Source organism: Bdellovibrio bacteriovorus (genome assembly GCF_001592735.1).
In the GTDB taxonomy this organism is placed as follows: Bacteria; Bdellovibrionota; Bdellovibrionia; order Bdellovibrionales; family Bdellovibrionaceae; genus Bdellovibrio; species Bdellovibrio bacteriovorus_D.
Window position 1 is genome coordinate 12,509 of the sequence record NZ_LUKE01000003.1, and the last position, 20,816, is coordinate 33,324.

Below are 20,816 nucleotides of genomic sequence, written 5' to 3' on the forward strand. Positions count from 1 at the left end.
TATATTTCCATAAAAATAGAAATATAAGGTCTTTATGTTTGTTTTTAAGACTAAGTTTCTATAAAAATAGAAATATATAGAAAAATCCCGAGGAAAGGGATATTATTTCTATAATAATAGAAACATGGAGATCCCTATGTCCGCCTCAATTAAGCCCATAAGCACCCCGGTAAAACGAGATATAGACAACCCCAATGATATTGCCCAATTTGTAAGAGCAAGGCGCACCCAGGAGGGAATTCGAATCGATGATGCGGCTAAGCTGTGCGGCGTTTCCGTCGAAACCCTTTCAAAAATCGAAACGGCGAAAGCTGGCGTGAATGTGGATAGTCTATTTAAAGTATTAAACGGTTTGGGAATTAAGATAGTGGTTAAGCCATGGTAAATACAAAATCCGGAATCCCGCCACATTTAGGTATTATTTACGAAGGCAAAGAGGTCGGGGAACTCTCTTTTGATTTAGTCTCTGAAAAATTCCAACTTTTTTATCTCCCGTCATGGTTAAAAGAGGGATTTGCATTATCACCACATTTGCCGTTATTTGCAGAATTTCCAGCAGAAAATATAAAAAAATTTTTAGAAAATCTTCTCCCGGAAGAGGATGGATTAACAAAGTTTGCAGAGCTGCTTCGTATCTCAAAATCAAATATTTTTGGTCTGCTTCAAGCAATGGGTCAGGACACGACGGGGGCATTTTCATTTACTGCAGGGGACAGCGCACCCCCGACGTCCTTCCGAGCTATTTCAAAAGAAGAACTCACCGAAAGAGTGTTAAATCGAGCAAATAAACCGATAGCGATGTGGGATGGTAAACCCAGATTGTCTTTGGCGGGAGTTCAAGAAAAACTTGGAATTACCATTAAACAAGGAGAATACGGTTTCGGTGAAGGCAAGCTTGCCTCCACGCATATTTTAAAGTTCAGTAAAAAGGGTCAAAATCTTGTGCTTAATGAATTCTTCTGCATGAAGCTTGCTAAAGCAGTGGGGTTGCCAGTGGCCGAGGTTGAAATTGTTAATTTTGGCGAACGTGTTCTTCAAGTAGAACGATTTGACCGTCGGTGGAAATCTGATGAACATGTGGCGCGCATGCATGTCATTGATGGATGTCAGGCTTTAAATGTTTCCCCAAGTTTTAAATACCAACGGATGATTCCGGTCGGTCCGCACAAAGATTCTTACCTAAGTCCTATCAATGTAGAGAATTTATCCAAATTTAATCAGTCATGCCGCGTACCCGCAAAAGCTCAACTGCAACTGTTACGATGGATATTGTTTAACCTAATTATCGGGAATGTCGATAATCACGGCAAAAATATTTCTTATTTTGTAACTCAAAAAGGATATGAAATTGCACCGGCATATGATCTCGTAAGCGTGACAATGTATGCAGATTTTAACCAAGAGATGGCCTTCAAAGTTGGCGATGCATTTAACTTAGGGGACGTTGGTGCTTTCCAATTAGCTGAGATGGCTCAAGAAATGAATCTTCCGCCGGCGTTGATCACAACCCAATTAAAAAAACTCTGTTCGGCAATTTTAAAGAATGTCGATGACATAGTGATTTCTGATCTTAATAGTGAGGAGTCAAACTTTATGGCCACTCTCAAAGACAGCATTAAAATAAGAATCGAACATTTTTCTCAACAAGCATCACTGATCAAGTCTATATCAAAAAGTCTTTAGTCGTATCGTATTGGTAAAAACTTGCCAACGATAGTATTTAAGGTAACTAGGAAATGCTCAGCAGGATTGCTCCGGAAGCGATCACTGTCGCACCCATGATCTGGGCACGGCTCAAGTTTTCTTTTAAAAAGAAGGAAAACACCAAGGCAAAAAAGATCGAAGAATTGCGCAACGAAATCGCGAAACCCGGGGCTGAGGCCTTAAGCCCATAAAGAAAAATCACAAACGACAATGTCGAGATGACGGAAGTCGCCAGCACCGACGAGGTTTCATTTTTCAAAGTCGCCAGCGTATTCTGAATACGTGGGGTCGCCACGCCCCAGAAAACCAAAGGCAACGAGACAAAAACAGAAAGAGTAAAAAGTGACCGAGGCTCTGCGCCATGATCCAAAGCTTGGTGATAGCACACATGATAACCGGCGATAAAAACCGCACTTAAAAAAGGCCAAACACTTAAAAGCTGTGAAGGGTGGACCGTCACCGAGGATTTTTTAATCACTCGCAAGAAGGCTTCGGCATTCATCGCGACAATGCCTAAAAGGACTAAAGCAGCACCGGAAATTTCTCCCACGGTCGCAACCTCGCCTAAAAAACTGAGCGAGATCAGCCACACCACCACCATCGCGCCCCCGCGCATGATGGCGTAAGAAACCCCCAGGGAAGAGCTCTTTAAAGTTTTAGCGAGCGAAAATAAATACAATCCCTCAAAGACACCCGAAGCCACGGCAAACCAAAAAACTTCGGGGTGGGAAAAGGGTTCTGGAGGAAAAACCACTAAAACCGAAGCCAGGCTTAAAAAACCACTGAAAAACATGGTGATAAACAGGTAACTTTCTTTATCGCGGGCAGATTTTGCCAAGGCATTCCAGCTGGCATGTAAAAACGCGGATAAAAGAAGTAATAACGAACCTAAGGCCATGAGTGAGTATGACTATTTCATGGTGAGTTTAGCCACAAAAAACTGTGCGGGGCTGTGCATCTATGTTATGAAGGCGTCCTATGAAAATAACCGATCTGGATTTCGCCTATCCTGAAGAATTGATTGCCACGGAGCCTCAACGTCCGTCGCGTGTGATGTGGGTTGAAAAAGATGGCACGCCTGCAGAAATCAGCTTTCAAGATCTATTGCAAAAAATCCCCGCGGGCGATGTGCTCGTAGTTAATAACACCCGGGTTTTAAAACGCCGCGTGTTTGCGGATGATTTAGAGATCTTATTTTTAAAACACATCAATGCCACAGATTGGGAAGTTCTATTTCCCTCGAAAAAATTAAAAATCGGTGCCGTTTTAAATTTGCCCCAAGGCGTGCAAATGACCTTGATCGAAAAAGGCCGCCCGCAAAAAGTACGTCTGAGCCAAGAGGTCGGCGAGGAGTACTTTCAACAAGTCGCCGAGTTGCCACTCCCTCCTTACATTCAGAAAGCTCGTGATCAGCGTCACACCGTGGATGCCGATGAGTCTTGGTACCAAACCGCTTGGGCTCAAAAGCCGGGCAGTTTTGCCGCTCCCACCGCCAGTCTTCACTTTACGGATCAGGATATGCAAAGCCTTAAATCGAAAGGTGTGCAGATCTTAGAGGTGACCTTGCATGTGGGTTTAGGAACTTTCTTGCCGGTCACGGCTGAAGATTTAGATCAACACGATATGCACGAAGAATACGTGGAAATTTCAGCTTCCGCGTGGCAGGCGATCCTGGCGGCCCGCAAAGCCGGGCATAAGGTGTGGTCCTTAGGCACCACAACCACTCGGTCGTTGGAAAGTGCCGGGCAGGGAGTTTTGCAGGGGTCCGCCGAAACCGGTTTTCAAGGGTTCACTAAGATTTTAATCCAGCCTGGCTATGAATTTCGTGTGGTGGACCGCCTTTTAACGAACTTCCATCAGCCCCAATCGACCCTATTGGCTTTGGTGTCTGGATTTTCTTCTTTAGGCACAGTCAAAGCTTGCTATCAGTGGGCGATTGAGCGAAAGTTCCGGCTCTTTTCATATGGAGATCTCACTTGTTGGACGCGGTAAAACACAATCCCTCAATGGCCCTTGGCGAATTTAAAGTCCACGCAACCGCAGGCAATGCTCGTCGTGCGACACTGATGACGGCCCACGGCCCGGTGCAAACCCCGGTGTTTATGGCCGTCGGTACGAAAGCCACGGTCAAGGCTATGACTCCGGAAGAACTTAAAGAGTGTGGCACGCAAGTGGTTTTAGGAAACACCTATCACTTGCATTTGCGCCCGGGTGAAAAAACCATCGCGAAAATGGGTGGCTTGCATAAATTTATGAACTGGGACGGGCCGATATTAACTGACTCGGGCGGTTTCCAAGTTTTCTCGTTATCTCAATTAAGAAATATGTCGGAAGAGGGTGTCGAGTTCCGTTCGCACCTTGATGGCGCAAAACACTTTATTTCGCCTGAAAAGAGTATGGAAATCCAAATGGATTTAGGCTCGGACATCATCATGGCTTTTGATGAGTGTTTGCAATACCCGGCGACGGATGATCAGATTGAAAAATCCATGGCATTGACTTATCGCTGGTTGCTGCGTTCACGCGATGCCATGACTCGTAAAGAAAGTTTGCTGTTTGGAATCGTGCAGGGTGGTTTAAGTCTTAATCACCGCCTTAAAAGCATGGAGCAAATTTGTTCGGTGGATTTGCCTGGTTATGCTTTAGGTGGATTCAGTGTCGGTGAGCCGATTCACTTGATGCATGAATTGCTGCCGCATGTGGCCCCTAAAATGCCAGCGAATAAACCGAGATATCTTATGGGCGTGGGCACACCGACAGATTTAATTATCGCGATTGATTCTGGTATTGATATGTTTGACTGCGTGATGCCAACCCGTGTGGCGCGCAACGGAACCATTTACACTTGGAATGGCAAGGTCAGCATTAAGCGCGCTGAATACAAAGAAGATCCTTCAGCACTGGATCCAGAGTGTGATTGCTATACCTGCCGCAATTATTCAAAAGCTTATCTTCGGCATTTATTTTTAAGTGGTGAAATCCTGGGATCGCGCTTGAACACGATCCACAATATTCACTTTTACATGAAGGTGATGGAAAAAGCCCGCGCCGCGATCGCGGAAGGCCGTTGGGAAGAATACAAAAACTTCTGTCTGGCTCGTTTTGCGAAAAAAGAAAAATCTTAATAAGGAGATTTTATGAAAGCATTGGTAATTGTTAGTTTGTTACTGGCTCACGCATCGACCTTTGCCGCGCCTTTACCTCAAGAAGGTCTTTATCGCGGTCTAGATGGAAACAAAATCTGCACGCTAGAAATCGTTAAAGTTGTGACGAATAAAGCTGAGATCAAGAAATTGAATCAAAAAGACCTTGATGCGGGTGTTTTTGAGGAAAAAGATCTTCCGGCTTACATGCTTTATGTCAGTTTGAACGGCGAATCTAAAGTTCGCGTCGTCAGTGGCGATGAAACAATGAATCAAGTTGTTCCGGAAGATCGCGCTAAAGGGGCGGTTGCAAGAATCTCTGCCGGACAAGGTCTTTTGCCTTTCCCTGTGGGTTCATTCATGGAGATTTTGCTAGATCAAAACCGCAAGCCGATTTCTTATAGCATTGTAAGTCTGCCGTTTGGTAAAAACATCAGCTGCGAAGACTTGCGTTAGTACTTGAGTATTAAAGTCAGAGGCAAAAAAAAGCGACCTGATCGGGTCGCTTTTTTTATTTTTAGAGTGAGACTATTTCTTTACGCAGAAAGGTCCGCCGTCTTTCATAAAATAACAAGTTACCGAGCCATCCGTTTGGTAATAAAGAATGTCCGAAGGATAACCTTTTTGAACAGAGCTGGGTTGACGATCTTCAGGCTTCGTCGCACCTTCAACGGCAACACCATCTTTGTGTGTCGTGACTTTTTTCCCCTGCTGAATGTACCCATATTCACCGGCTTGCGCTGAGATCACTACAAATAAAGATAGAAACACCGAAACAGTTTTTAATGACATAAATCCTCCTAGATCTTAATCCTAGCCGCGGGGGCTTCAATGTCAAAAAATGGATGGTTACTAGTATGATCTCTAGACGTGGTTTTTTTTTGCGCCGCAGAACCGATGCGGTGGTAAAGGCGCCATAAAAAAGCATATGGCCTTAGCTCAATTCGCTATTCTTGCAAGGGACGCCAATTCGAATATTCGATGAAAACGGCGGTAATACCGATATCGGTTCTATGCAAGATTTGCCCAATCCATATGGCTCCGATGTCCAACATATGGGGTTTATCTCTTGTACTTCCGAAGACGGCTTCAGCTTCTTTTGAGATCGATGGAAAGCGTTCCGTCGGGGGATGTGCTATCGACTTTAAGGCTTCGCGCAACTAGCTGGCAGAACGGCCCCTTGTTCTCGCGATATGAAGCCGGAGGGACTTTTATTGATCTCCGGTTTTTGAAAGAGTAAAAAAATCGAGGTTAAAACAAACCAGTTCTTCTGGTTTTGACGGCCCTGAAATGGTTTTGAAATCTTGAATCCAGCGAACAACCTGAAAGCGAAGTCGTTCGAGGTCTTCCCGGCTTAATGACTGAATAACCGAATAATGCAGAGATTCAGGACGTCGTAAGGGAAGCTCAGCAAGAGCCTGCAAGCGCCAGTTGTTGTGATGGGGCTGCATCCACGGAGATTCTTTCGGCAGATGAAGGTCACCACTTTTCCATATCCATTTATTTTTAATATTTTCTACTAAACCCATCTGCGCAAGTTGTTGAAGATAGGTCTGCAATAGCTTTTCGGGAAAACCAAAGTACTTACTTAATTCGCTCAAGGTTTGAAGTTTGGGAATGCTGACGGCGATATGAAGAGCGGCATAAAGATAATTTGAGTAATAATGTTGAAGGTGAGGATCGGGCTCGGTATTGGCGAGAGCCTTTCCTTGCACACGGTTTTTAAGATCCTTCCATGCCTCTTGCTTTTGCTGAATTTTCTTAAGGACGAAGTTTCGATAGGCGGGGGTGTTGGCTCGCTGATAATCAAGCAGCATCAAAAAGTACTCGCGCTCTTCATCCTGCAAGCCTAGCAGTTCTGAAATGCCATAGACGTGTTCGGGAAGCAGGTGAGGCTTCCCGCTTAAGGTGATTGAGAGATATGAGATCTGGCAGCCGGCGGCTTCCGCAAGGCGAGTGCTAAATCCGCGAGATTTAGACTCTTTTACGAGTTTTTTTAAATAGACCTTATAATCCTGGAATTCAAAAATATTAGCCATTGTTACTAAATTATAAAGAAAGTATTAACAATTTAATATCATATAAATGGATTAATATGCGGCTACGCGTTAAAAGTGTTTTCGGGTTCCAGATTGAAACAATAAACCTCGGAGTTTTTATGAAACTGATCTGTTTTTTTGCTGCTTTGTCTTTCTGCTTTAACGCCTTTGCCGAGAGTGCTAGGCAATATCGCACCTGCAGCAACGCAAGTGATACTATTCGACTGCAGCTTTTCGCTGGACCTGGGTCCTATGGCGACACGGCTTCCGATGTTTTTGGCGCCTGGGTAAAAGGAATTGAATACAAGGCGTTAGCGACCGCACTTTCAGAAGAAAAATTAATTTCGCGAGTCGTTGAAGATGAATACACCACAGTGATCACCACTAGCATTGCTTTGGAGTTGGAGTTGGAAAACGAAACTAAAATCCAAGACAGTTTTATCTGTACTGAAGTTCGCTATGTTCCCTAAAGGACGAAGGATCTTTTATGAAACAATCATTCCATAAAAACTTGCTGCTCACTATCGTAGGAATTTTTTTATCCCTTAATGCTCACGCGCAGATCGTAGATCTTCCGAATCCATATGATAATGAGGGATTAGCTCACCAGCAGATAGGTCCCTATCCGGCGTTAGTATCTGGATTAAAGTTTTCGAAAACTCAAGAATGTAGTTTGGCGGGCGACCCTTCTGATATGAATGAGATCGTGAAATACCTTTGTACAGGCAAGGCTATCGCTGACGGCTATGCAGAGTGCAAATCATATCCATGTGAAAAGTGCGTCATTGATTCTATAAAAACTGAGAACTTAAAAAGTATTTTTAGGACCAGAGCCTATGGAAAAGCCGATGTGGTCCTTCGAGGAGTTAATTGCAGCCAGTGATGGCCATCGGCTCAAATCTTGAAGTGAAAGTGTCTAGGAGAATCGCCATGTTTATCAGAACCGTTAAAAACTTCTTGGTCCTCATTGTGGTGACAAATTTTGGAGTGGTAGCAACTGCTGGACAGGGGACGAAAATGGTGCCTCAAAATGAGACATCAAAAGTCTTCGACCTGAATCCAAAATATACTAAATCTGATCTGCCTATGGAGCTAAAGAATTTACCCGTTCTTTTGGACTCACGGCGTATTCAGTTTGACGATAATGTGCGAACCAGTACCTTCAATCTTGATGCGCTGATGGGTCCAGGTTCTGGCGGCGGCGGAAATATTTGCGCCCAGGGAATTGCAACCGCTGTAAAGTTCATCCGTTCTAATCTGTATTTAATTCCATTTGCTAACTCAAGACATCGCGAAAATTTTGAAAAAAGCCTAGTAAGTGTTGAGTACCGTCAAGGGGGGCAGCTTGAGCTGCGCGGGCAGCCCGTGAACGCCATCAACTATCCCGCTTACAAGCTTATTGTTTTGGATAGTGCTATTTGTGCCTCGTTGGCGGAAGGATCACCCTCGGCGTACAGTCTGCTGGTCCATGAGCATCTTGGTATTGCGGGGATTGATGACCGCAGTTATCAAATTTCGACGGTTTTCAGTAAAAAGGTCGCCCCGACATTAATGCTTCTTCCGAATATGGAGCGCATGAAGAAAGCCGTGATAAAAAAGTTCTTAACGGATGTAAAAAATCCGCAATCAGACTTAAGTAAGTTATTGAAAAAAATCAATGACGATACCATTGATGGTCGCAATCGCGAAGGGTCGTTGATAATTCCAGAATCGGAACTTGATCTGCAGGTCGTGCTGTTAAGCCGGATGGAGATTGAAGCGACGTGGGATTACGGGTCGTTTAAAAATGGAGTGTGCACCGCCACGGGCGAAGAGGCCGATTATCGGATTTTCCTAGGTGGATTTTCAAATATGCGTGGGGGAAACTATTTACACACCTACGCTTTTGACCTGCAAGTCAGACGCATTCTTCGCATGAAAGTAAAAGGCACTAAGTCTTGCAATGATTTTTTAGAAAGTGACAGTTATGCCTCTTTGTATGGTCCAACCACCGAAGAAATCGAAGTTGATAGTATTTCGTATGTTGAACCAAAGTAAAGCCGGGAGTACCCATGAAGACCTCTATGTTTTTAATCTTTGTGAATTTGATATTTTCACTCGCGACCACGGCCCATGCCGATTATCAAGATCCGGGCGTGTTTGAAAATTTTCAGTTTCAGTCAAGTTCCGTAGTTCGCGGAGCAGAGCCTGCAAGCGCCAATGACGTCGTCTCAAGTTCAACCGTGTTAATTCAAACTTCTTCCGGAGGAATTTGCTCTGGAACTCTGATAGCTGCAGACTTAGTTATCACCGCCGCCCACTGCGTGGTGGGTGAGAGCTTATTTATGATTCAAGGAAGTTACAAAGGAACATCAGTCATCAAGTTAGGCCAGGCCTATCGATCTCATCCCAAGTTTTCAATTAACAAAATATTGATGGGAATGGCCGGCAAATCAGCCACCCATGATATTGCGCTTATTCATCTTGGTGATAAATTTCCGGCTGTGTTCAGGCCAGCCTCCCTTCCTGCAAGGGAAGTGCGATACAGTGAACAGAAAGTGGTCATTGCTGGATATGGCACCACCTTTTCTAGCAAAGATAAAAATAAAAAATCAGACGCTGGAACTCTCCGGTTTGGAGCCGCCACCGTGACCTCCTATAAATCGGGAGCGTCTATCCAATTAAAAGAAAATGGAAAAGCTTACGGATGTCCCGGCGATTCCGGGGGGCCCCTTTACACGAATTCGCGAGATCGATTGGTTATCATCGGAATTCATTCTTGGGGAAACTGTGACTGGAGCACCGCGAACGCGGAATCAGTGGGTCAACATTTGCAGTGGATTAATAAGGCCGCGGAACAGCTGCGATCCGGCGCCGAAATGTAAGGCGAATCTTATCAGACTGGACATCAGGCTTTGAACTGGATATGCCTAGAGTTCGGAGGATTCTATGAAATACCAAGAATAATCCTAAAAATGTATTTGAAGATTACTATCCTGGCTTAGCGACGGAGACACGATTGGTGTTGCTTATCCAGGGGAATGAACTCGTTGATGCGAAAGAACGATGGATATTTCCTCTCTCTTAAACAAAATTAAATCCGTGAATGGCTTTTCGCGGGTCACACCCATACTTGAGGGTTACTCCTCGGATAAAAAATATCTTGTCGGCATCGGCGATCAGAAATTATTGCTTCGGACATTTAAGCCCGAGGAGTTGCCTAGAAAATCTGAAGAGTTTGAAGCCCTGAAAATGATGGTTTCGCGCAAAGTGAAGTGTTCAGCTCCCATTGAGTTGGGGATGGATGAAAGCGGGCAAGTGGCTTATATGGTGCTAAGTTATGTGGAAGGAACTGATGCGGAAAAGGCAGTTCTGTACTTAAGCCATCGTGAACAATACGATCTGGGATTTCAGGCGGGCGTTGAACTTTTCAAGGTGAACAGTTGCGAGGCTCCACTGAAGGTAACTGCTTGGGACGTGAGAAAATCCGCTAAGCATCAGCGATATATAAAAAAGTACTGGGAACAAGATGTTAGAGTAAGTCATGACAGAGTCATTGAGCGATTTATCGAAGATCACATGTCGCTTATGAAAGATCGGCCGAATCGCTTTCAGCATGATGATTTTCATATTAGAAATATGATTGTTGATGGTAAAGATCTTTCTGGTATTATAGATTTTGGGCGCTTTGATTGGGGCGATCCGATTCATGAGTTTCTCAAAGTCGGTCAATTCAGTTCTGAGGTGAGTGTGCCGTTTTCTGTGGGTCAAATTCACGGCTATTTTGGCGGAACTGAACCGAACGATGAATTCTGGTCTCTATACTCTCTTTATTTGGCAATGTCGGTTTTTTCTTCGGTAGTTTGGACGGGGCAAGTTTGTCCCGATGAAATGCCCAGTATGCTGAAAATTCTGGAACGGGTGATTAACGATCACCAGGATTTTAGCAATCTTCGTCCTTCCTGGTATACTAACTTCAGTGCCAAAGGGCTCTAAAGAAGCGACCAAGTAGTTATTCTTGGCGTGAATATCACGATTCCGCCTTGACGGTTGTTGTCGACTTGTTACTCTTTAGAAAGAGGAACTTATATGTCTAAAAAAGTAATGGCAGCGATTTTAGGACTTTTGATTTCTGGCTGTACAAGCTCTTCCGTCAGAAATCCGGCGATGATCGGTGGATCTCAGGTCCGAGCTAAATCGGGTGTGTTTTTAGGGGATTGCTCGGGGACCATGATTGCGCCGCACATAATTCTGACGGCCGGTCACTGCGTTTATAGCTATAAGGAATCCCGAGAGCTCGGCCCCCTTCTTCACAAAGGCCGTGAAATCCTTATTAACAGTTTCGATGGCCCGGATGAGAAAAATATCAAGCGAACTTTCATCGTAGAAATTGACCGCACCGAAGTTCATCCTTCTTGGAAAATCGCGCTTAAGAATCCTCAGAAAAGTGCGGACGTCGCCGCTGACGCTCCCACCGTCAGCGATGTGGGGCTTGTTTTTCTTAAACAAAAACTCCCCGTTGAAACCGCCGTGCTGCCGGGGCCTGATCTTTTGGATCAAATGCCTTCGGACGTGATTGGTTTTGCGGTTCTTGGTGCGGGCTGCACTCGACGTGGCGATGACTTTTCTGCCGGAGCCATGAAGGGGGCACTTTATAATCGGGCATCAGTAAAGTCTCATAAAGTTTTGGTCGCTCCCCAGGACGCCATCACCGAAGCACCCGCAGGTCCTTGCAAAAAAGATTCTGGTGGGGGAGCTTTTCTATTAGATAAATCAGCAAAAAATTTCGAATCAGGGCCTGTTGTCGGTGTCTCAAGTATTATGGCGGGCACGGCTGAAGATGCGATGAGGGAAGCTCCCACGGCATTTTATATTGCTCGGATTGATAGAAAAGATGTTTTAGAGTGGATACAGTCCAAGATGAAGGGCAAAGCTCCTAAAGAAACGGCGCCCAGCCTTTAGCAAACGAGAGTCATGATTTCATATATCGACATCCTGAAATTTGAATACGGATCTCGCAAGCGTCAAAACCGCGCCTATTCAGAACGCGCTTTTGCCCGGGATCTGGGGGTGTCGGCCAGTTTCTTAAAAGCTCTTTTCCAAGAAAAAAAACACTTAAGTGAAGCGCGGGCCAAATTGGTGGCCAAAAAACTTAAGATTTCACAAAACGAACAGCAGGAATTTTTAAGGGTCTTTTATCGCACGGTGGCCTCGGCTTCCAAAAAAAAAGAAGGCAAAGCGATTCTAAAAAAAGACGACATCTCTGCTTTGTCGGAGTGGTGCTGTTTTGTGATCGTGGAATTGGTCAAGATCAAGCAAGGCGTGACGAGCCAAGAAATCTCAGCCGTGATCGGGATCTCTCCGTTAAAAACTAAAAATACCCTCAAGCTGCTAGTTGAAAAAAATATGCTTGTGGTAAAAGAAGGACGTTTCTTTAGTCATTTGGGGGCCTATGAGGTGCCCTCGATGCCTTCTGAAGCCATTCGTGGGTATCATCGCCAAATGCTCACTTTGGCCATCAAATCCCTCGAGGCTCAAACATTTGAAAATCGAGACTTCCGGGGCTTGACGTTAGCCATTGAAAAGTCTCGCATAGGCGAGGCAAAAAAATTCTTAGATAAATGTGTCAGCGAGTTTGAACGAAGATTTTCCGCTAAAGAGGCGGATGCGATCTATCAGCTCCATACAAGTTTTTTTAAGCTGAACAAAAAGGACTTCTGAGTTTTATTTTTTATCCATTCTAAAAAAAGACGTCGACAGTTGGTAAACGGCGTCCGCCTCGTCGCTGCGAAAGTGATCTTCAAAGGCCTCATGAAATCTTTTGATAAAGGCCTTGGCTTCGACCGTCCTTGATTTATTAAAAGCCAGGGTCACGCCACGAAAATCCCGGGAATAAGCGGGGGTGGTTTGAAGGGCTTTATTCGCACGATCTAACAATTGTTGATGGTACGATTCTAAGGCGGGCCCCAGCGCGGGATCGACTTCGTAATTTTTTGCCGGCGTATAGGAGCCGCGGTCATGAGCCTTTAAAAGGCCTAACAAGGTCAGCTGCTCAAGAGCCGTGTGAAAATCTTGATCCGAAATTTCTAAACTGTTTTGCACTTCGCGTGGGGCTCTATTTCCCCCGTGAAGTTTAAAAGCCTCAACTATCGCGAAATAATACCAGGGGAGCTCGGACCACTTTTCCATATTCAGGATCGCTTTTCCGCGGGGACGTTTCTGTGTTTGCGATGTCAGTTCGTAAACGGAAGATAGAAATTGATTCTTACGCTCTTCATCCCACGGAAGACGTTTAAGCACAGAAGCCGCCCGGATTTTGCTAAGATGGCGCTGGCCTTGGAAAAGCATTTTTAAAAAGCTTGCCGAAAGTCCCAGTTGGCGAGCAAAGGCCCTTTCAGAATAAGCCTTATTCTGCGATTTTCTGGCTTGATATTCATTTTTTAAAAGTTCGATATAATTGCTCACCTGGAAGAAATGATATGGAACCGGAGGCTCTCAGCTCAAGAGGGGGAGTCACATAGTGTTCACCGCAACGTTGTGCGTGGAGAACACGTGGTGTCACAACGGGCGTTCCCATGCGTTGACAATAAAGACCCGAACGCAATAGGTTTGCTCCGATCATTTGGGAATGCTTCGGGAGGAAGATGAAAGCACTGCTTCTAGTCATTTTGGTCCTTGGGGCTTTGTCTGGGAATGCGGCACCTGATCCGGGGGGCGGCGGTGGCACCGTGGGAAACGGTGGTGACGTGGTGGTGTGTCCTGCTCTAAACACGGTCCTGCTTTTAGATATCTATGAGGCCGATAAGCTCCGTGGATTTAAGTTATCCTTGGGAAGCTCGGAGTTGACCGTAAAGCAGAAAATTCAAATCGCTATCGCACGTCTTAAAAGACTTGATCCGGTTCGCGCATCGACCGTGGATTACAACGCAAATACTTTTTTTAAGGAAGCAAAGTTCATCAGCGGTATTGCCCTTCGCGATGTGGAAGATTCTTTAGAACCTTTTTTACCGGCGGGCTGCCATAAAGAACAAATCGCCATTCAAAATGCGAAGGTCGTGCCCGAAGATCCTTTTTACGTTGTTAATGCCGAGCTGTGGGAAAAATTAGATAACGACAATCAAGCAGCTCTAGTGATCCACGAAGCTATATTCCGAGCCGCACGGGGAACATGGTCTTCATCCCTGGTGCGACTGCTAAACTCGGCGGCATTTTCGGATCGCTTTGATAATCTACCGGTCGGTGCTTACTATAAATTTATGTCGGGGACGGAATTAGCCTCAACCGTAAAGGCGGTTTATGCCGGCAACGATGTTTGGTATTACCAGCTTGAAGAGCAGTGGAACTTTAGGCATTTCTTTTCTTTGCCACGATTTGAAAATTCCGCAGATATAGGTGTGACCTGGGAACGGGCTTGCGGCTTTACTTGGGGAAAACCCATTACGCCCGCAGATCTGCCGGTGATGAAAGATCTGGTGCAAAATAATTACGGCACTCCGGAGACCGTTCCGGTTTGGGTTCAGACAGGCGAAGCAAACGCTCAACCCTTCTGGCTCAGTTTACTGGCGCCGGTGCAAAGCGTACTTCAAGAGGCTAAATATCAAGTATGGTGCAAAGGAGCGAAGTTTCCTTATTAAGTCCTGATGGGGTGGGTCGCAAATGCAGCTGTGCAGCGCTCTGAAGTGATCCCCGGCGCATCGCGCCAGGGCTGCTCTTAAAAATGGCAACTCGACTTAAATATTGATTCTTCCTAATAATAATGATGAATTTTTATGTCATCGTTCAAATTGGAGGACTCATGTTTAACGGACTTCTTGTATCTACAGCTCACGCGCAAACCGCGACTGGCTCTCAGCCCTCGGCCTTCGAAATGTTTGTGCCGTTTATCTTTATCTTTGTTATTTTTTACTTCCTTATTATTCGCCCCCAATCCAAACGCCAAAAAGATCATCAGAAATTTTTGACGGAAGTGAAACGTGGGGACGAGGTGGTGACTTCATCGGGCATTTTAGGCCGCATTGAAGGTATCACGGACCAATTCGTGACTTTGGAAATTGCTGACGGCGTGCGCGTGAAAATGCTTCGCAGTCAGATTGCAACATCTCAGAAAGCAGCAACACAAGAGGAAAAGAAATAATGGACGGACTTCGTTGGAGATCGATTCTCGCGGCTTTAGGAATCGCGGCGGCACTTGTTTGGGTGGTGCCGAATGTAGTAAGCTTTGGTGAAAACTCATGGTGGCCAAGCAAGCAAAAGCTCAACTATGGCTTGGACATTCAAGGTGGTTTGCACCTTGTAATGGGTGTTGACGTAGACGGCGTTGTTCGTGAAAGCACCAACCGCTTGATTGCGGCTTTAAAAGTTGAAATGCCGAAAGAAAACGTCAAAGTGGCTGACATCAAATCTGAAAAACCAGAAGCCGGCGAAATCACTTTCGTGGTAGCTCAAGCCTCTGATAAGGCGGCTGTTGAAAAATTCATCGCCGATAAACATCCGACGCAGTTGCAGGTTGTAAGCTCAACCGACACAACTATTTTGGCTCGCTACTTTGATGCGTATTTGAATGACTATAAAAATCGCGTTATTCAACAAGCCATCGAAACCATCCGTAATCGTATCGATGAATTCGGGGTGGCAGAGCCTTCGATTTCTCAACAAGGTGCAAACCGCATCCTAGTTCAATTACCGGGTATGGCCGATGCTGAAAAAGCAAAACAGTTGATCAATACCACGGCTAAATTGGATTTCATGATCGTGGATACTAGCATGCAGCAAGCGACTTTACAAAATCTAGTCAACGAAGCTGAAAAAGCCGGGAACTATAATTTGCAGTCAATGAAGTATTCGGAGTACGTCGCGAAGATCAACGAAGATCTTAAAGGCAAAATCCCTGAAAAAACCGCTGTGTACTTTGAAAAAGCGGGCAACGTAACGACTATCGATGCGGGGGCCATTCCTCATTTACTTAGAACAGACACGGATCTTGGTGGGGGCTCTTTGGATGACGCCTTTGTTGGGTATGACCAATACGGCGCCCCTCAAGTGTCACTGAACTTCAACGCCGCTGGCGCAGCGAAGTTTGCCGACCTAACAGGTAACAACGTGGGTAAGCAAATGGCGATCGTTTTGGATAAAATCGTCAAATCAGCACCCAGCATCCGTGATCGTATTGCGGGTGGCAGTGCGGTGATCACTTTGGGTTCTACCGGTGATCGTAATAAGAGCATGGATGAAGCAAAGATGATTTCAACATCTCTTCGTGCGGGGGCCTTGCCAGCGTCTTTAGAGCAGCTTGAAGAGCGTCGTGTAGGTCCTACATTGGGAGCAGATGCTTTACATAAAGCGATGATGGGGGCTTATGCCGGGGCGGCTTTGATCGTTCTTTTCATGCTTGTCTATTATAAGACCATGGGTGCGGTGGCTTCTCTTTCACTAGCGGTGAACATTTTGTCACTTTTTGCTTTGATGACTTCAATGGGTTTCACACTGACATTGCCAGGTATTGCGGGTATCGCTTTGACAATTGGTTTTGCGGTCGATGCGAACGTTCTTATTAATGAACGTATTCGTGACGAAATTCGTATGGGCCATGGCATCCAAGTGGCGATCAAAGAAGGATACAGCCGTGCGATGTCGGCGATCATCGACGCCAATGCAACGACAGCCGCTACCGCCGTGGTTTTATTGTACTTCGGTACAGGCCCGGTGCGTGGTTTCGCCGTTACATTGTTAATCGGTATCATCACATCGTTGTTTGCGAACGTGTTTGTGTCCAAAGTTATCGTGGATAACATGGTCTACAAATTTAACTTTAAAAAAATTGCTGTATAGTTGGTGATGTAAATGAGCGTATTTAACGAAAACTCATATGGACGTTTTGATTTCGTAGGTAAAGCGTGGCTTTTCGGCGGAATCTCTTTAATTTTGACAGTGGCTTCTTTGATTTACCTTGCAGTCGCGGGTTTGAATTATGGTATCGACTTTAAAGGTGGTACCGAGATTCAGGTGAAGTTTGATCAGGGTGTGACGATTGAACAGGTTCGTGACACGGTGACTTCTTTAAATCTTGGAGATGTTGGCGTGCAATCTTTCGGTGAGGGAAATGAATACATCATTCGTTTCCAAGGTCGTGAAGGTGCCACGGATAAAGAAACCAATGAAATCCTAAATAAAGACTTAACTGTCATTCGTGAATCTATCACGAAAACTTTTGCGGCGAGCAATCCGGACATCCGCCGTGTTGACACCGTCGGACCTCAAGTGGGGGCGGAACTAAAACGTAACGGTTTACTAGCGGTATTTTACTGCTTGCTAGTGATCTTGATCTACGTTGCTTTGCGCTTTGACTATAAATATGCGCCGGGCGCGGTTCTTTGCTTATTCCATGATGCGGTTATCACATTGGCCGTTTTCAACTTGGTGGGTAAAGAAGTGAATGTGGCCATCTTGGCTGCGATCATGACGTTGATTGGTTTCTCTTTAAATGACACCATCGTCGTATTTGACCGTATCCGTGAGGTTGAAGGCCATTCAACCGACAAAGGGTCAAAGTTTATCATTAACAGATCTATCAATGAGATGTTGATTCGTACTTTGATCACTTCAGGTTCCACATTCGTTTCTGCAATCTGCTTGTACATCTTTGCTGATGGCACAGTTGAAGACATCGCCTTTGCGATCAGCGTGGGTGTGTTCTTCGGTACTTATTCTTCTATTTACGTAGCCGCTCCGCTGGTTATGGCGATGGAAAAATTGGGTGCCATGAGAAAGTCTGCGACTAAAGCAGCTAGAGCTTAAGGATTAAAATGAACCCTTTATGGAAGTCGCGCGAATCAGCCGGAGAAGTCCAGGCTCCTTCTCAAGTGGGAGGAGGGTGGCCCTCTCTGATCGGAAAGATTCTTGCGGCCCGGGGGTTTGAAGACTCGGGGAATGTAGAAAAACTTCTCTTCCCCAAGCTCGCGGACTTGAAAGATCCTCTTTTGATGAAGGGGATGTCTCAAGCTCTTGAGCGCCTGGGTCAGGCGTATTTGAATAACGAAAAAATCTGCATCTATGCCGACTTCGATTTAGACGGAACATCAGGTCTAGCTCTTTTGAAGACGGGGATGCTTGCTTTGGGATTCCCTCGCGTTCAGCATTACCAACCCAAACGCTTGTCCGAAGGTTACGGTTTTCACGTGGCCGCGGTGGAAGAACTTCATCGTCAAGGGGTGACGGTTATTATCACGGTCGATGTCGGGATCACCGCCCATGCGGCCGTTTCAAGAGCTAAGGAATTAGGCATTGATGTCATCTTAACGGATCACCATTTGCCGGCGGATTCTATTCCGGACGCTTATGTTGTCGTGAACCCCAATCAAGGGGATTGCCTTTCGGATTTGGGATACCTCTGTGGCGCAGGTGTGGCCTTCTATCTTCTTCGTGGTTTAAAACGTTACTTTCAAGACCACCCACAACTGCCTAAAAATAATTGGGATTTAAAAGAAGTTTTAGATTATTTCACCATCGGTACTTTGACTGATATGGTGCCCTTGGTGGACGACAATCGTGTCTTAGTTAAGCACGGATTATTAAGGCTGGCTGACACCAAGCGTGCCGGACTTCGAGCTTTACTTGAAGAGTTGGATTTGGTGGATCGCCCCTTAACCAGTCAAGATGTGGCGATTCGTTTTGCGCCAAAATTAAACGCTCTTTCGCGCATGGAATCCGGCATTTTGCCGGTGGATATTTTCTTACTTGAAGATCAATCCCAAGCTCGCGATATGGTTCGTCAGGTGATGAAGAACAACTCCACCCGCGTGCAATTGCAAAACGATGCGGAAGTGGAAGCTCAAGAATTACTTAAAGAGTGGCCTCATAAAGACTTTGTTTTCGTGGCTTCTAAAAATTTCCATCGCGGGGTCGTGGGCTTGATTGCGACAAAGCTCACCCAAGTGTTCAATAAGCCGGCCTTTGTGGGTTCCGTCGGCGATGACGGCATGATTGTGGGCAGTGCGCGTTTACCGCAAGGACAAGAAGCGTGTTTGGTGACGGCGATGTCGGGATCCCAAGACATTTTAAGTCGTTTCGGGGGACATTCGGCGGCAGCGGGTTTTGAAATTGCTGAAACGCGGGTGCCACAGTTTATTACGCAGCTTTCTCAGCATTTTTCGGATTTGCGTGAAAAGCCCAAACCTTTAGAAATCTTCTATGATGTTGAGGCGAAACTGGCCGAAGTCAGCTCTGGACTTATGAAGTGGTATGACTTTGTCGGTCCTTTCGGCGTGGGTTTTAATATTCCGCTGATTCATTTTTCCCGGGTCCAAGTTCTTTCAAAACGAGAATTAAAAGGCGGCCACTTGCGTTTAAAAATTGCCGATGGCGATGGGCAGGGGGGCACAGAAGCATTGCTCTTTACACCGACTCCTCGTCAAGCAGCCACCTTGCAAGACATCCCGGGTTTTTATGATATTTTGGGTGAATTGCAGTGGAATTATTTTGCCGGACAGAAAACCATTCAAATCCTTATTCGTGATTTAAAGGCGGCTCCATGAGTTCGCGCTCTAAAAAAGTCGTTGTTCTTTTATCCGCCGGGCTTGATTCCACGGTGAATATTTATGAAGCCATCAAGCATCGCCATGAAGTGGTTTTAGCTTTGACGTTTAATTACGGACAAAGAGCCGCCGTGAAAGAAATCGAATGTTCGGCAAAGATCGCTAAGCACTTAAACGTGCCTCACAAAGTGATCGATCTGCCATGGTTTAAAGATTTTAATCGTTCGTCTTTGATCGTTGAATCAGAAAAGGTTCCGACCGGTAAAGACGTTGAGATTGATAATTTAGAAAAATCCCAAGACACCAAAAAATCCGTGTGGGTGCCGAATCGTAACGGCATCTTTTTAAATATCGCTGCCGCTTTTGCGGAAAGCCTGAATGCCACTTCGGTGATTCCGGGATTTAACGCCGAAGAAGCCGTGACTTTTCCGGATAACACCAAAGAGTTCATGGATAAGGCGACGCAAAGTTTGCATTATTCCACCAGCAATCATGTGACCGTGGGTTGTTACACCATCCACATGAAAAAGCCCGACATGGTTCGTTTAGGACAAGGCCTTAAAATCCCTTGGGAGATGAGCTGGCCTTGTTACTTCACCGGAGACAAATGGTGTGGGGAGTGTGAATCTTGTCAGCGCGCCAAGCGTGCTTTTGCCTCTGCCAATGTGGATGTAAAACATCTGTTTAAGGAAGCCTAAATGCTCAGCCAGTTTATCGAAAAAAAGATGACCTATGACGGAACGCAATTGCGTTCTTTATTTGCCTATCTTGATCATGGACTTTTAGGTCCTTCCGTTGTGGCGTTTCGCGGGCCTTGCAATATTTCTTTTGATCATATGGTGGACGGTGAAGATCTTTTGGCTCAGGCCGTGATCGCGGGTGATGATATGCTTCATTTCATTATTGAAGTGTTTGATCGCGATTTGTTTTCAGGTGTGGCTTTGCAAAGACTTTTTGCTTCGATCTGTCGTGATTACTTAAATCCGCAAGCGTTGCGGGCTTTGGGTGAACCCGGCCTTGTTCGTGATGGCGATGACATTTACTATTCGGATCGCAAGCTTTCTATTAGTATTGCGACGAAATCTCCGGTGTCGACGATGGTGCATTTCGCGATGAATGTGACCAACAAAGGAACACCCGTTAAAACCTTAAGCCTTGAAGATATCGGTGTTAAGCCCGAGATCGCGGCTGAAGACATCATGAAGCTGTTTAAGGCCGAATATCTTTCGATCATGGCGGCCACCCAAAAAGTGCGGCCGGTGCCTTAGTTCATGGTCCGATTATTATTACTAAAAAGTTCCGGGCGTCTTTTGCTGCGACGTCAAATCGGAATAAATTCATTTTTAAGTAGGTCTGTAGATTGCCAGATGGGCTGTCGTATTTGTTAATTTAACCCTTTTCGAAATTATCGAATTACGATA

23 protein-coding genes are annotated in these 20,816 nt (G+C 45.5%); 19 read left to right on the plus strand and 4 right to left on the minus strand.

Annotated elements, in window-relative coordinates:
* The first annotated feature begins 136 nt into the window (after positions 1 to 136).
* Entirely contained in the window at positions 137 to 385 is a 249-nt protein-coding gene (locus AZI86_RS12475; protein WP_061835535.1) for a helix-turn-helix domain-containing protein, read from the plus strand.
* Positions 379 to 1,683, plus strand: a complete 1,305-nt coding sequence (locus tag AZI86_RS12480) for a HipA domain-containing protein (protein ID WP_061835536.1) — start codon at positions 379 to 381, stop codon at positions 1,681 to 1,683. Before AZI86_RS12475 ends, AZI86_RS12480 begins: the two co-directional genes overlap by 7 nt.
* 46 nt (positions 1,684 to 1,729) lie before the next feature.
* On the opposite strand, the gene AZI86_RS12485 is transcribed toward AZI86_RS12480, so the two are convergent.
* A complete protein-coding gene (locus tag AZI86_RS12485) occupies positions 1,730 to 2,602 on the minus strand; it encodes a DMT family transporter (RefSeq protein WP_061835537.1) in 873 nt (290 codons plus the stop codon).
* Between the two features lie 80 nt (positions 2,603 to 2,682).
* On the opposite strand from AZI86_RS12485, the gene queA reads away from it, so the two are divergent.
* From queA to AZI86_RS12500, 3 genes are read left to right on the plus strand one after another with little or no spacing between them, the layout of a single operon-like run.
* Positions 2,683 to 3,696, plus strand: coding sequence for a tRNA preQ1(34) S-adenosylmethionine ribosyltransferase-isomerase QueA (queA, locus tag AZI86_RS12490; RefSeq protein ID WP_061835538.1), 1,014 nt, complete (start codon positions 2,683 to 2,685; stop codon positions 3,694 to 3,696).
* A 14-nt stretch (positions 3,697 to 3,710) separates the two neighbouring features.
* A complete protein-coding gene (gene tgt, locus AZI86_RS12495) occupies positions 3,711 to 4,829 on the plus strand; it encodes a tRNA guanosine(34) transglycosylase Tgt (protein ID WP_061836094.1) in 1,119 nt (372 codons plus the stop codon).
* A 12-nt stretch (positions 4,830 to 4,841) separates the two neighbouring features.
* Entirely contained in the window at positions 4,842 to 5,303 is a 462-nt protein-coding gene (locus tag AZI86_RS12500; protein WP_061835539.1) for a hypothetical protein, read from the plus strand.
* Between the two features lie 72 nt (positions 5,304 to 5,375).
* On the opposite strand, the gene AZI86_RS12505 is transcribed toward AZI86_RS12500, so the two are convergent.
* Complete coding sequence (locus tag AZI86_RS12505) at positions 5,376 to 5,639, minus strand: hypothetical protein (RefSeq protein ID WP_061835540.1); 264 nt, start codon at positions 5,637 to 5,639, stop codon at positions 5,376 to 5,378.
* 419 nt (positions 5,640 to 6,058) lie between these two features.
* Positions 6,059 to 6,886, minus strand: a complete 828-nt coding sequence (locus AZI86_RS12515) for a TIGR02147 family protein (protein WP_061835542.1) — start codon at positions 6,884 to 6,886, stop codon at positions 6,059 to 6,061.
* A gap of 119 nt (positions 6,887 to 7,005) precedes the next feature.
* Here AZI86_RS12515 and AZI86_RS12520 point away from each other — a divergent pair, with 119 nt between their 5' ends.
* The 7 genes from AZI86_RS12520 (at position 7,006) to AZI86_RS12550 (ending at position 12,586) form a co-directional block, all read left to right on the plus strand.
* Positions 7,006 to 7,356: a hypothetical protein gene (locus AZI86_RS12520; protein ID WP_061835543.1), complete on the plus strand. Its 351-nt coding sequence runs from the start codon at positions 7,006 to 7,008 to the stop codon at positions 7,354 to 7,356.
* Positions 7,357 to 7,373: 17 nt separating this feature from the next.
* Positions 7,374 to 7,769 (plus strand): hypothetical protein, encoded by a 396-nt coding sequence (locus AZI86_RS12525; protein ID WP_061835544.1) that lies wholly within the window; start codon positions 7,374 to 7,376, stop codon positions 7,767 to 7,769.
* A 47-nt stretch (positions 7,770 to 7,816) separates the two neighbouring features.
* On the plus strand, positions 7,817 to 8,923 hold the full coding sequence (locus tag AZI86_RS12530) for a hypothetical protein (RefSeq protein WP_157684703.1): 1,107 nt from the start codon (positions 7,817 to 7,819) through the stop codon (positions 8,921 to 8,923).
* 14 nt (positions 8,924 to 8,937) lie between these two features.
* Positions 8,938 to 9,750 carry a S1 family peptidase gene (locus tag AZI86_RS12535; protein ID WP_081111915.1) on the plus strand — a complete coding sequence of 271 codons (813 nt, stop codon included), beginning with the start codon at positions 8,938 to 8,940 and terminating at the stop codon, positions 9,748 to 9,750.
* 217 nt (positions 9,751 to 9,967) lie between these two features.
* Positions 9,968 to 10,861 carry an aminoglycoside phosphotransferase family protein gene (locus tag AZI86_RS12540; RefSeq protein ID WP_157684704.1) on the plus strand — a complete coding sequence of 298 codons (894 nt, stop codon included), beginning with the start codon at positions 9,968 to 9,970 and terminating at the stop codon, positions 10,859 to 10,861.
* 93 nt (positions 10,862 to 10,954) lie between these two features.
* Positions 10,955 to 11,827: a trypsin-like serine protease gene (locus tag AZI86_RS12545; RefSeq protein ID WP_061835548.1), complete on the plus strand. Its 873-nt coding sequence runs from the start codon at positions 10,955 to 10,957 to the stop codon at positions 11,825 to 11,827.
* A 12-nt stretch (positions 11,828 to 11,839) separates the two neighbouring features.
* Positions 11,840 to 12,586, plus strand: coding sequence for a TIGR02147 family protein (locus AZI86_RS12550; protein ID WP_061835549.1), 747 nt, complete (start codon positions 11,840 to 11,842; stop codon positions 12,584 to 12,586).
* Positions 12,587 to 12,589: 3 nt separating this feature from the next.
* Here AZI86_RS12550 and AZI86_RS12555 read toward each other — a convergent pair whose 3' ends face one another.
* Positions 12,590 to 13,330: a TIGR02147 family protein gene (locus AZI86_RS12555; protein ID WP_061835550.1), complete on the minus strand. Its 741-nt coding sequence runs from the start codon at positions 13,328 to 13,330 to the stop codon at positions 12,590 to 12,592.
* Positions 13,331 to 13,509: 179 nt separating this feature from the next.
* On the opposite strand from AZI86_RS12555, the gene AZI86_RS12560 reads away from it, so the two are divergent.
* From AZI86_RS12560 to AZI86_RS12590, 7 genes are all read left to right on the plus strand, one after another.
* Positions 13,510 to 14,499 (plus strand): hypothetical protein, encoded by a 990-nt coding sequence (locus tag AZI86_RS12560; protein ID WP_061835551.1) that lies wholly within the window; start codon positions 13,510 to 13,512, stop codon positions 14,497 to 14,499.
* A gap of 161 nt (positions 14,500 to 14,660) precedes the next feature.
* Positions 14,661 to 14,999, plus strand: coding sequence for a preprotein translocase subunit YajC (yajC, locus tag AZI86_RS12565; RefSeq protein ID WP_253715928.1), 339 nt, complete (start codon positions 14,661 to 14,663; stop codon positions 14,997 to 14,999).
* Entirely contained in the window at positions 14,999 to 16,693 is a 1,695-nt protein-coding gene (secD, locus tag AZI86_RS12570; protein ID WP_061835552.1) for a protein translocase subunit SecD, read from the plus strand. Before yajC ends, secD begins: the two co-directional genes overlap by 1 nt.
* 12 nt (positions 16,694 to 16,705) lie before the next feature.
* Complete coding sequence (gene secF, locus AZI86_RS12575; RefSeq protein ID WP_061835553.1) at positions 16,706 to 17,659, plus strand: protein translocase subunit SecF; 954 nt, start codon at positions 16,706 to 16,708, stop codon at positions 17,657 to 17,659.
* 8 nt (positions 17,660 to 17,667) lie between these two features.
* Complete coding sequence (gene recJ / locus AZI86_RS12580) at positions 17,668 to 19,395, plus strand: single-stranded-DNA-specific exonuclease RecJ (protein WP_061835554.1); 1,728 nt, start codon at positions 17,668 to 17,670, stop codon at positions 19,393 to 19,395.
* Positions 19,392 to 20,093: a 7-cyano-7-deazaguanine synthase QueC gene (gene queC / locus AZI86_RS12585; protein WP_061835555.1), complete on the plus strand. Its 702-nt coding sequence runs from the start codon at positions 19,392 to 19,394 to the stop codon at positions 20,091 to 20,093. The genes recJ and queC overlap by 4 nt, the downstream gene beginning before the upstream one ends.
* Entirely contained in the window at positions 20,094 to 20,663 is a 570-nt protein-coding gene (locus AZI86_RS12590) for a DUF366 family protein (protein ID WP_061835556.1), read from the plus strand.
* The last annotated feature ends 153 nt before the right edge of the window (positions 20,664 to 20,816 follow it).

Coding starts and splice junctions, on each gene's coding strand:
- AZI86_RS12515 (WP_061835542.1), bottom strand. CDS start 6,886: ATGGCTAATATTTTTGAATTCCAGGATTATAAGGTCTATTTAAAAAAA.
- AZI86_RS12520 (WP_061835543.1), top strand. CDS start 7,006: ATGAAACTGATCTGTTTTTTTGCTGCTTTGTCTTTCTGCTTTAACGCC.
- queC (WP_061835555.1), top strand. CDS start 19,392: ATGAGTTCGCGCTCTAAAAAAGTCGTTGTTCTTTTATCCGCCGGGCTT.
- recJ (WP_061835554.1), top strand. CDS start 17,668: ATGAACCCTTTATGGAAGTCGCGCGAATCAGCCGGAGAAGTCCAGGCT.
- AZI86_RS12535 (WP_081111915.1), top strand. CDS start 8,938: ATGAAGACCTCTATGTTTTTAATCTTTGTGAATTTGATATTTTCACTC.
- yajC (WP_253715928.1), top strand. CDS start 14,661: ATGTTTAACGGACTTCTTGTATCTACAGCTCACGCGCAAACCGCGACT.
- AZI86_RS12480 (WP_061835536.1), top strand. CDS start 379: ATGGTAAATACAAAATCCGGAATCCCGCCACATTTAGGTATTATTTAC.
- AZI86_RS12485 (WP_061835537.1), bottom strand. CDS start 2,602: ATGGCCTTAGGTTCGTTATTACTTCTTTTATCCGCGTTTTTACATGCC.
- AZI86_RS12525 (WP_061835544.1), top strand. CDS start 7,374: ATGAAACAATCATTCCATAAAAACTTGCTGCTCACTATCGTAGGAATT.
- AZI86_RS12500 (WP_061835539.1), top strand. CDS start 4,842: ATGAAAGCATTGGTAATTGTTAGTTTGTTACTGGCTCACGCATCGACC.
- AZI86_RS12505 (WP_061835540.1), bottom strand. CDS start 5,639: ATGTCATTAAAAACTGTTTCGGTGTTTCTATCTTTATTTGTAGTGATC.
- AZI86_RS12560 (WP_061835551.1), top strand. CDS start 13,510: ATGAAAGCACTGCTTCTAGTCATTTTGGTCCTTGGGGCTTTGTCTGGG.
- tgt (WP_061836094.1), top strand. CDS start 3,711: ATGGCCCTTGGCGAATTTAAAGTCCACGCAACCGCAGGCAATGCTCGT.
- AZI86_RS12530 (WP_157684703.1), top strand. CDS start 7,817: ATGTTTATCAGAACCGTTAAAAACTTCTTGGTCCTCATTGTGGTGACA.
- secF (WP_061835553.1), top strand. CDS start 16,706: ATGAGCGTATTTAACGAAAACTCATATGGACGTTTTGATTTCGTAGGT.
- AZI86_RS12545 (WP_061835548.1), top strand. CDS start 10,955: ATGTCTAAAAAAGTAATGGCAGCGATTTTAGGACTTTTGATTTCTGGC.
- AZI86_RS12590 (WP_061835556.1), top strand. CDS start 20,094: ATGCTCAGCCAGTTTATCGAAAAAAAGATGACCTATGACGGAACGCAA.
- secD (WP_061835552.1), top strand. CDS start 14,999: ATGGACGGACTTCGTTGGAGATCGATTCTCGCGGCTTTAGGAATCGCG.
- AZI86_RS12550 (WP_061835549.1), top strand. CDS start 11,840: ATGATTTCATATATCGACATCCTGAAATTTGAATACGGATCTCGCAAG.
- queA (WP_061835538.1), top strand. CDS start 2,683: ATGAAAATAACCGATCTGGATTTCGCCTATCCTGAAGAATTGATTGCC.
- AZI86_RS12475 (WP_061835535.1), top strand. CDS start 137: ATGTCCGCCTCAATTAAGCCCATAAGCACCCCGGTAAAACGAGATATA.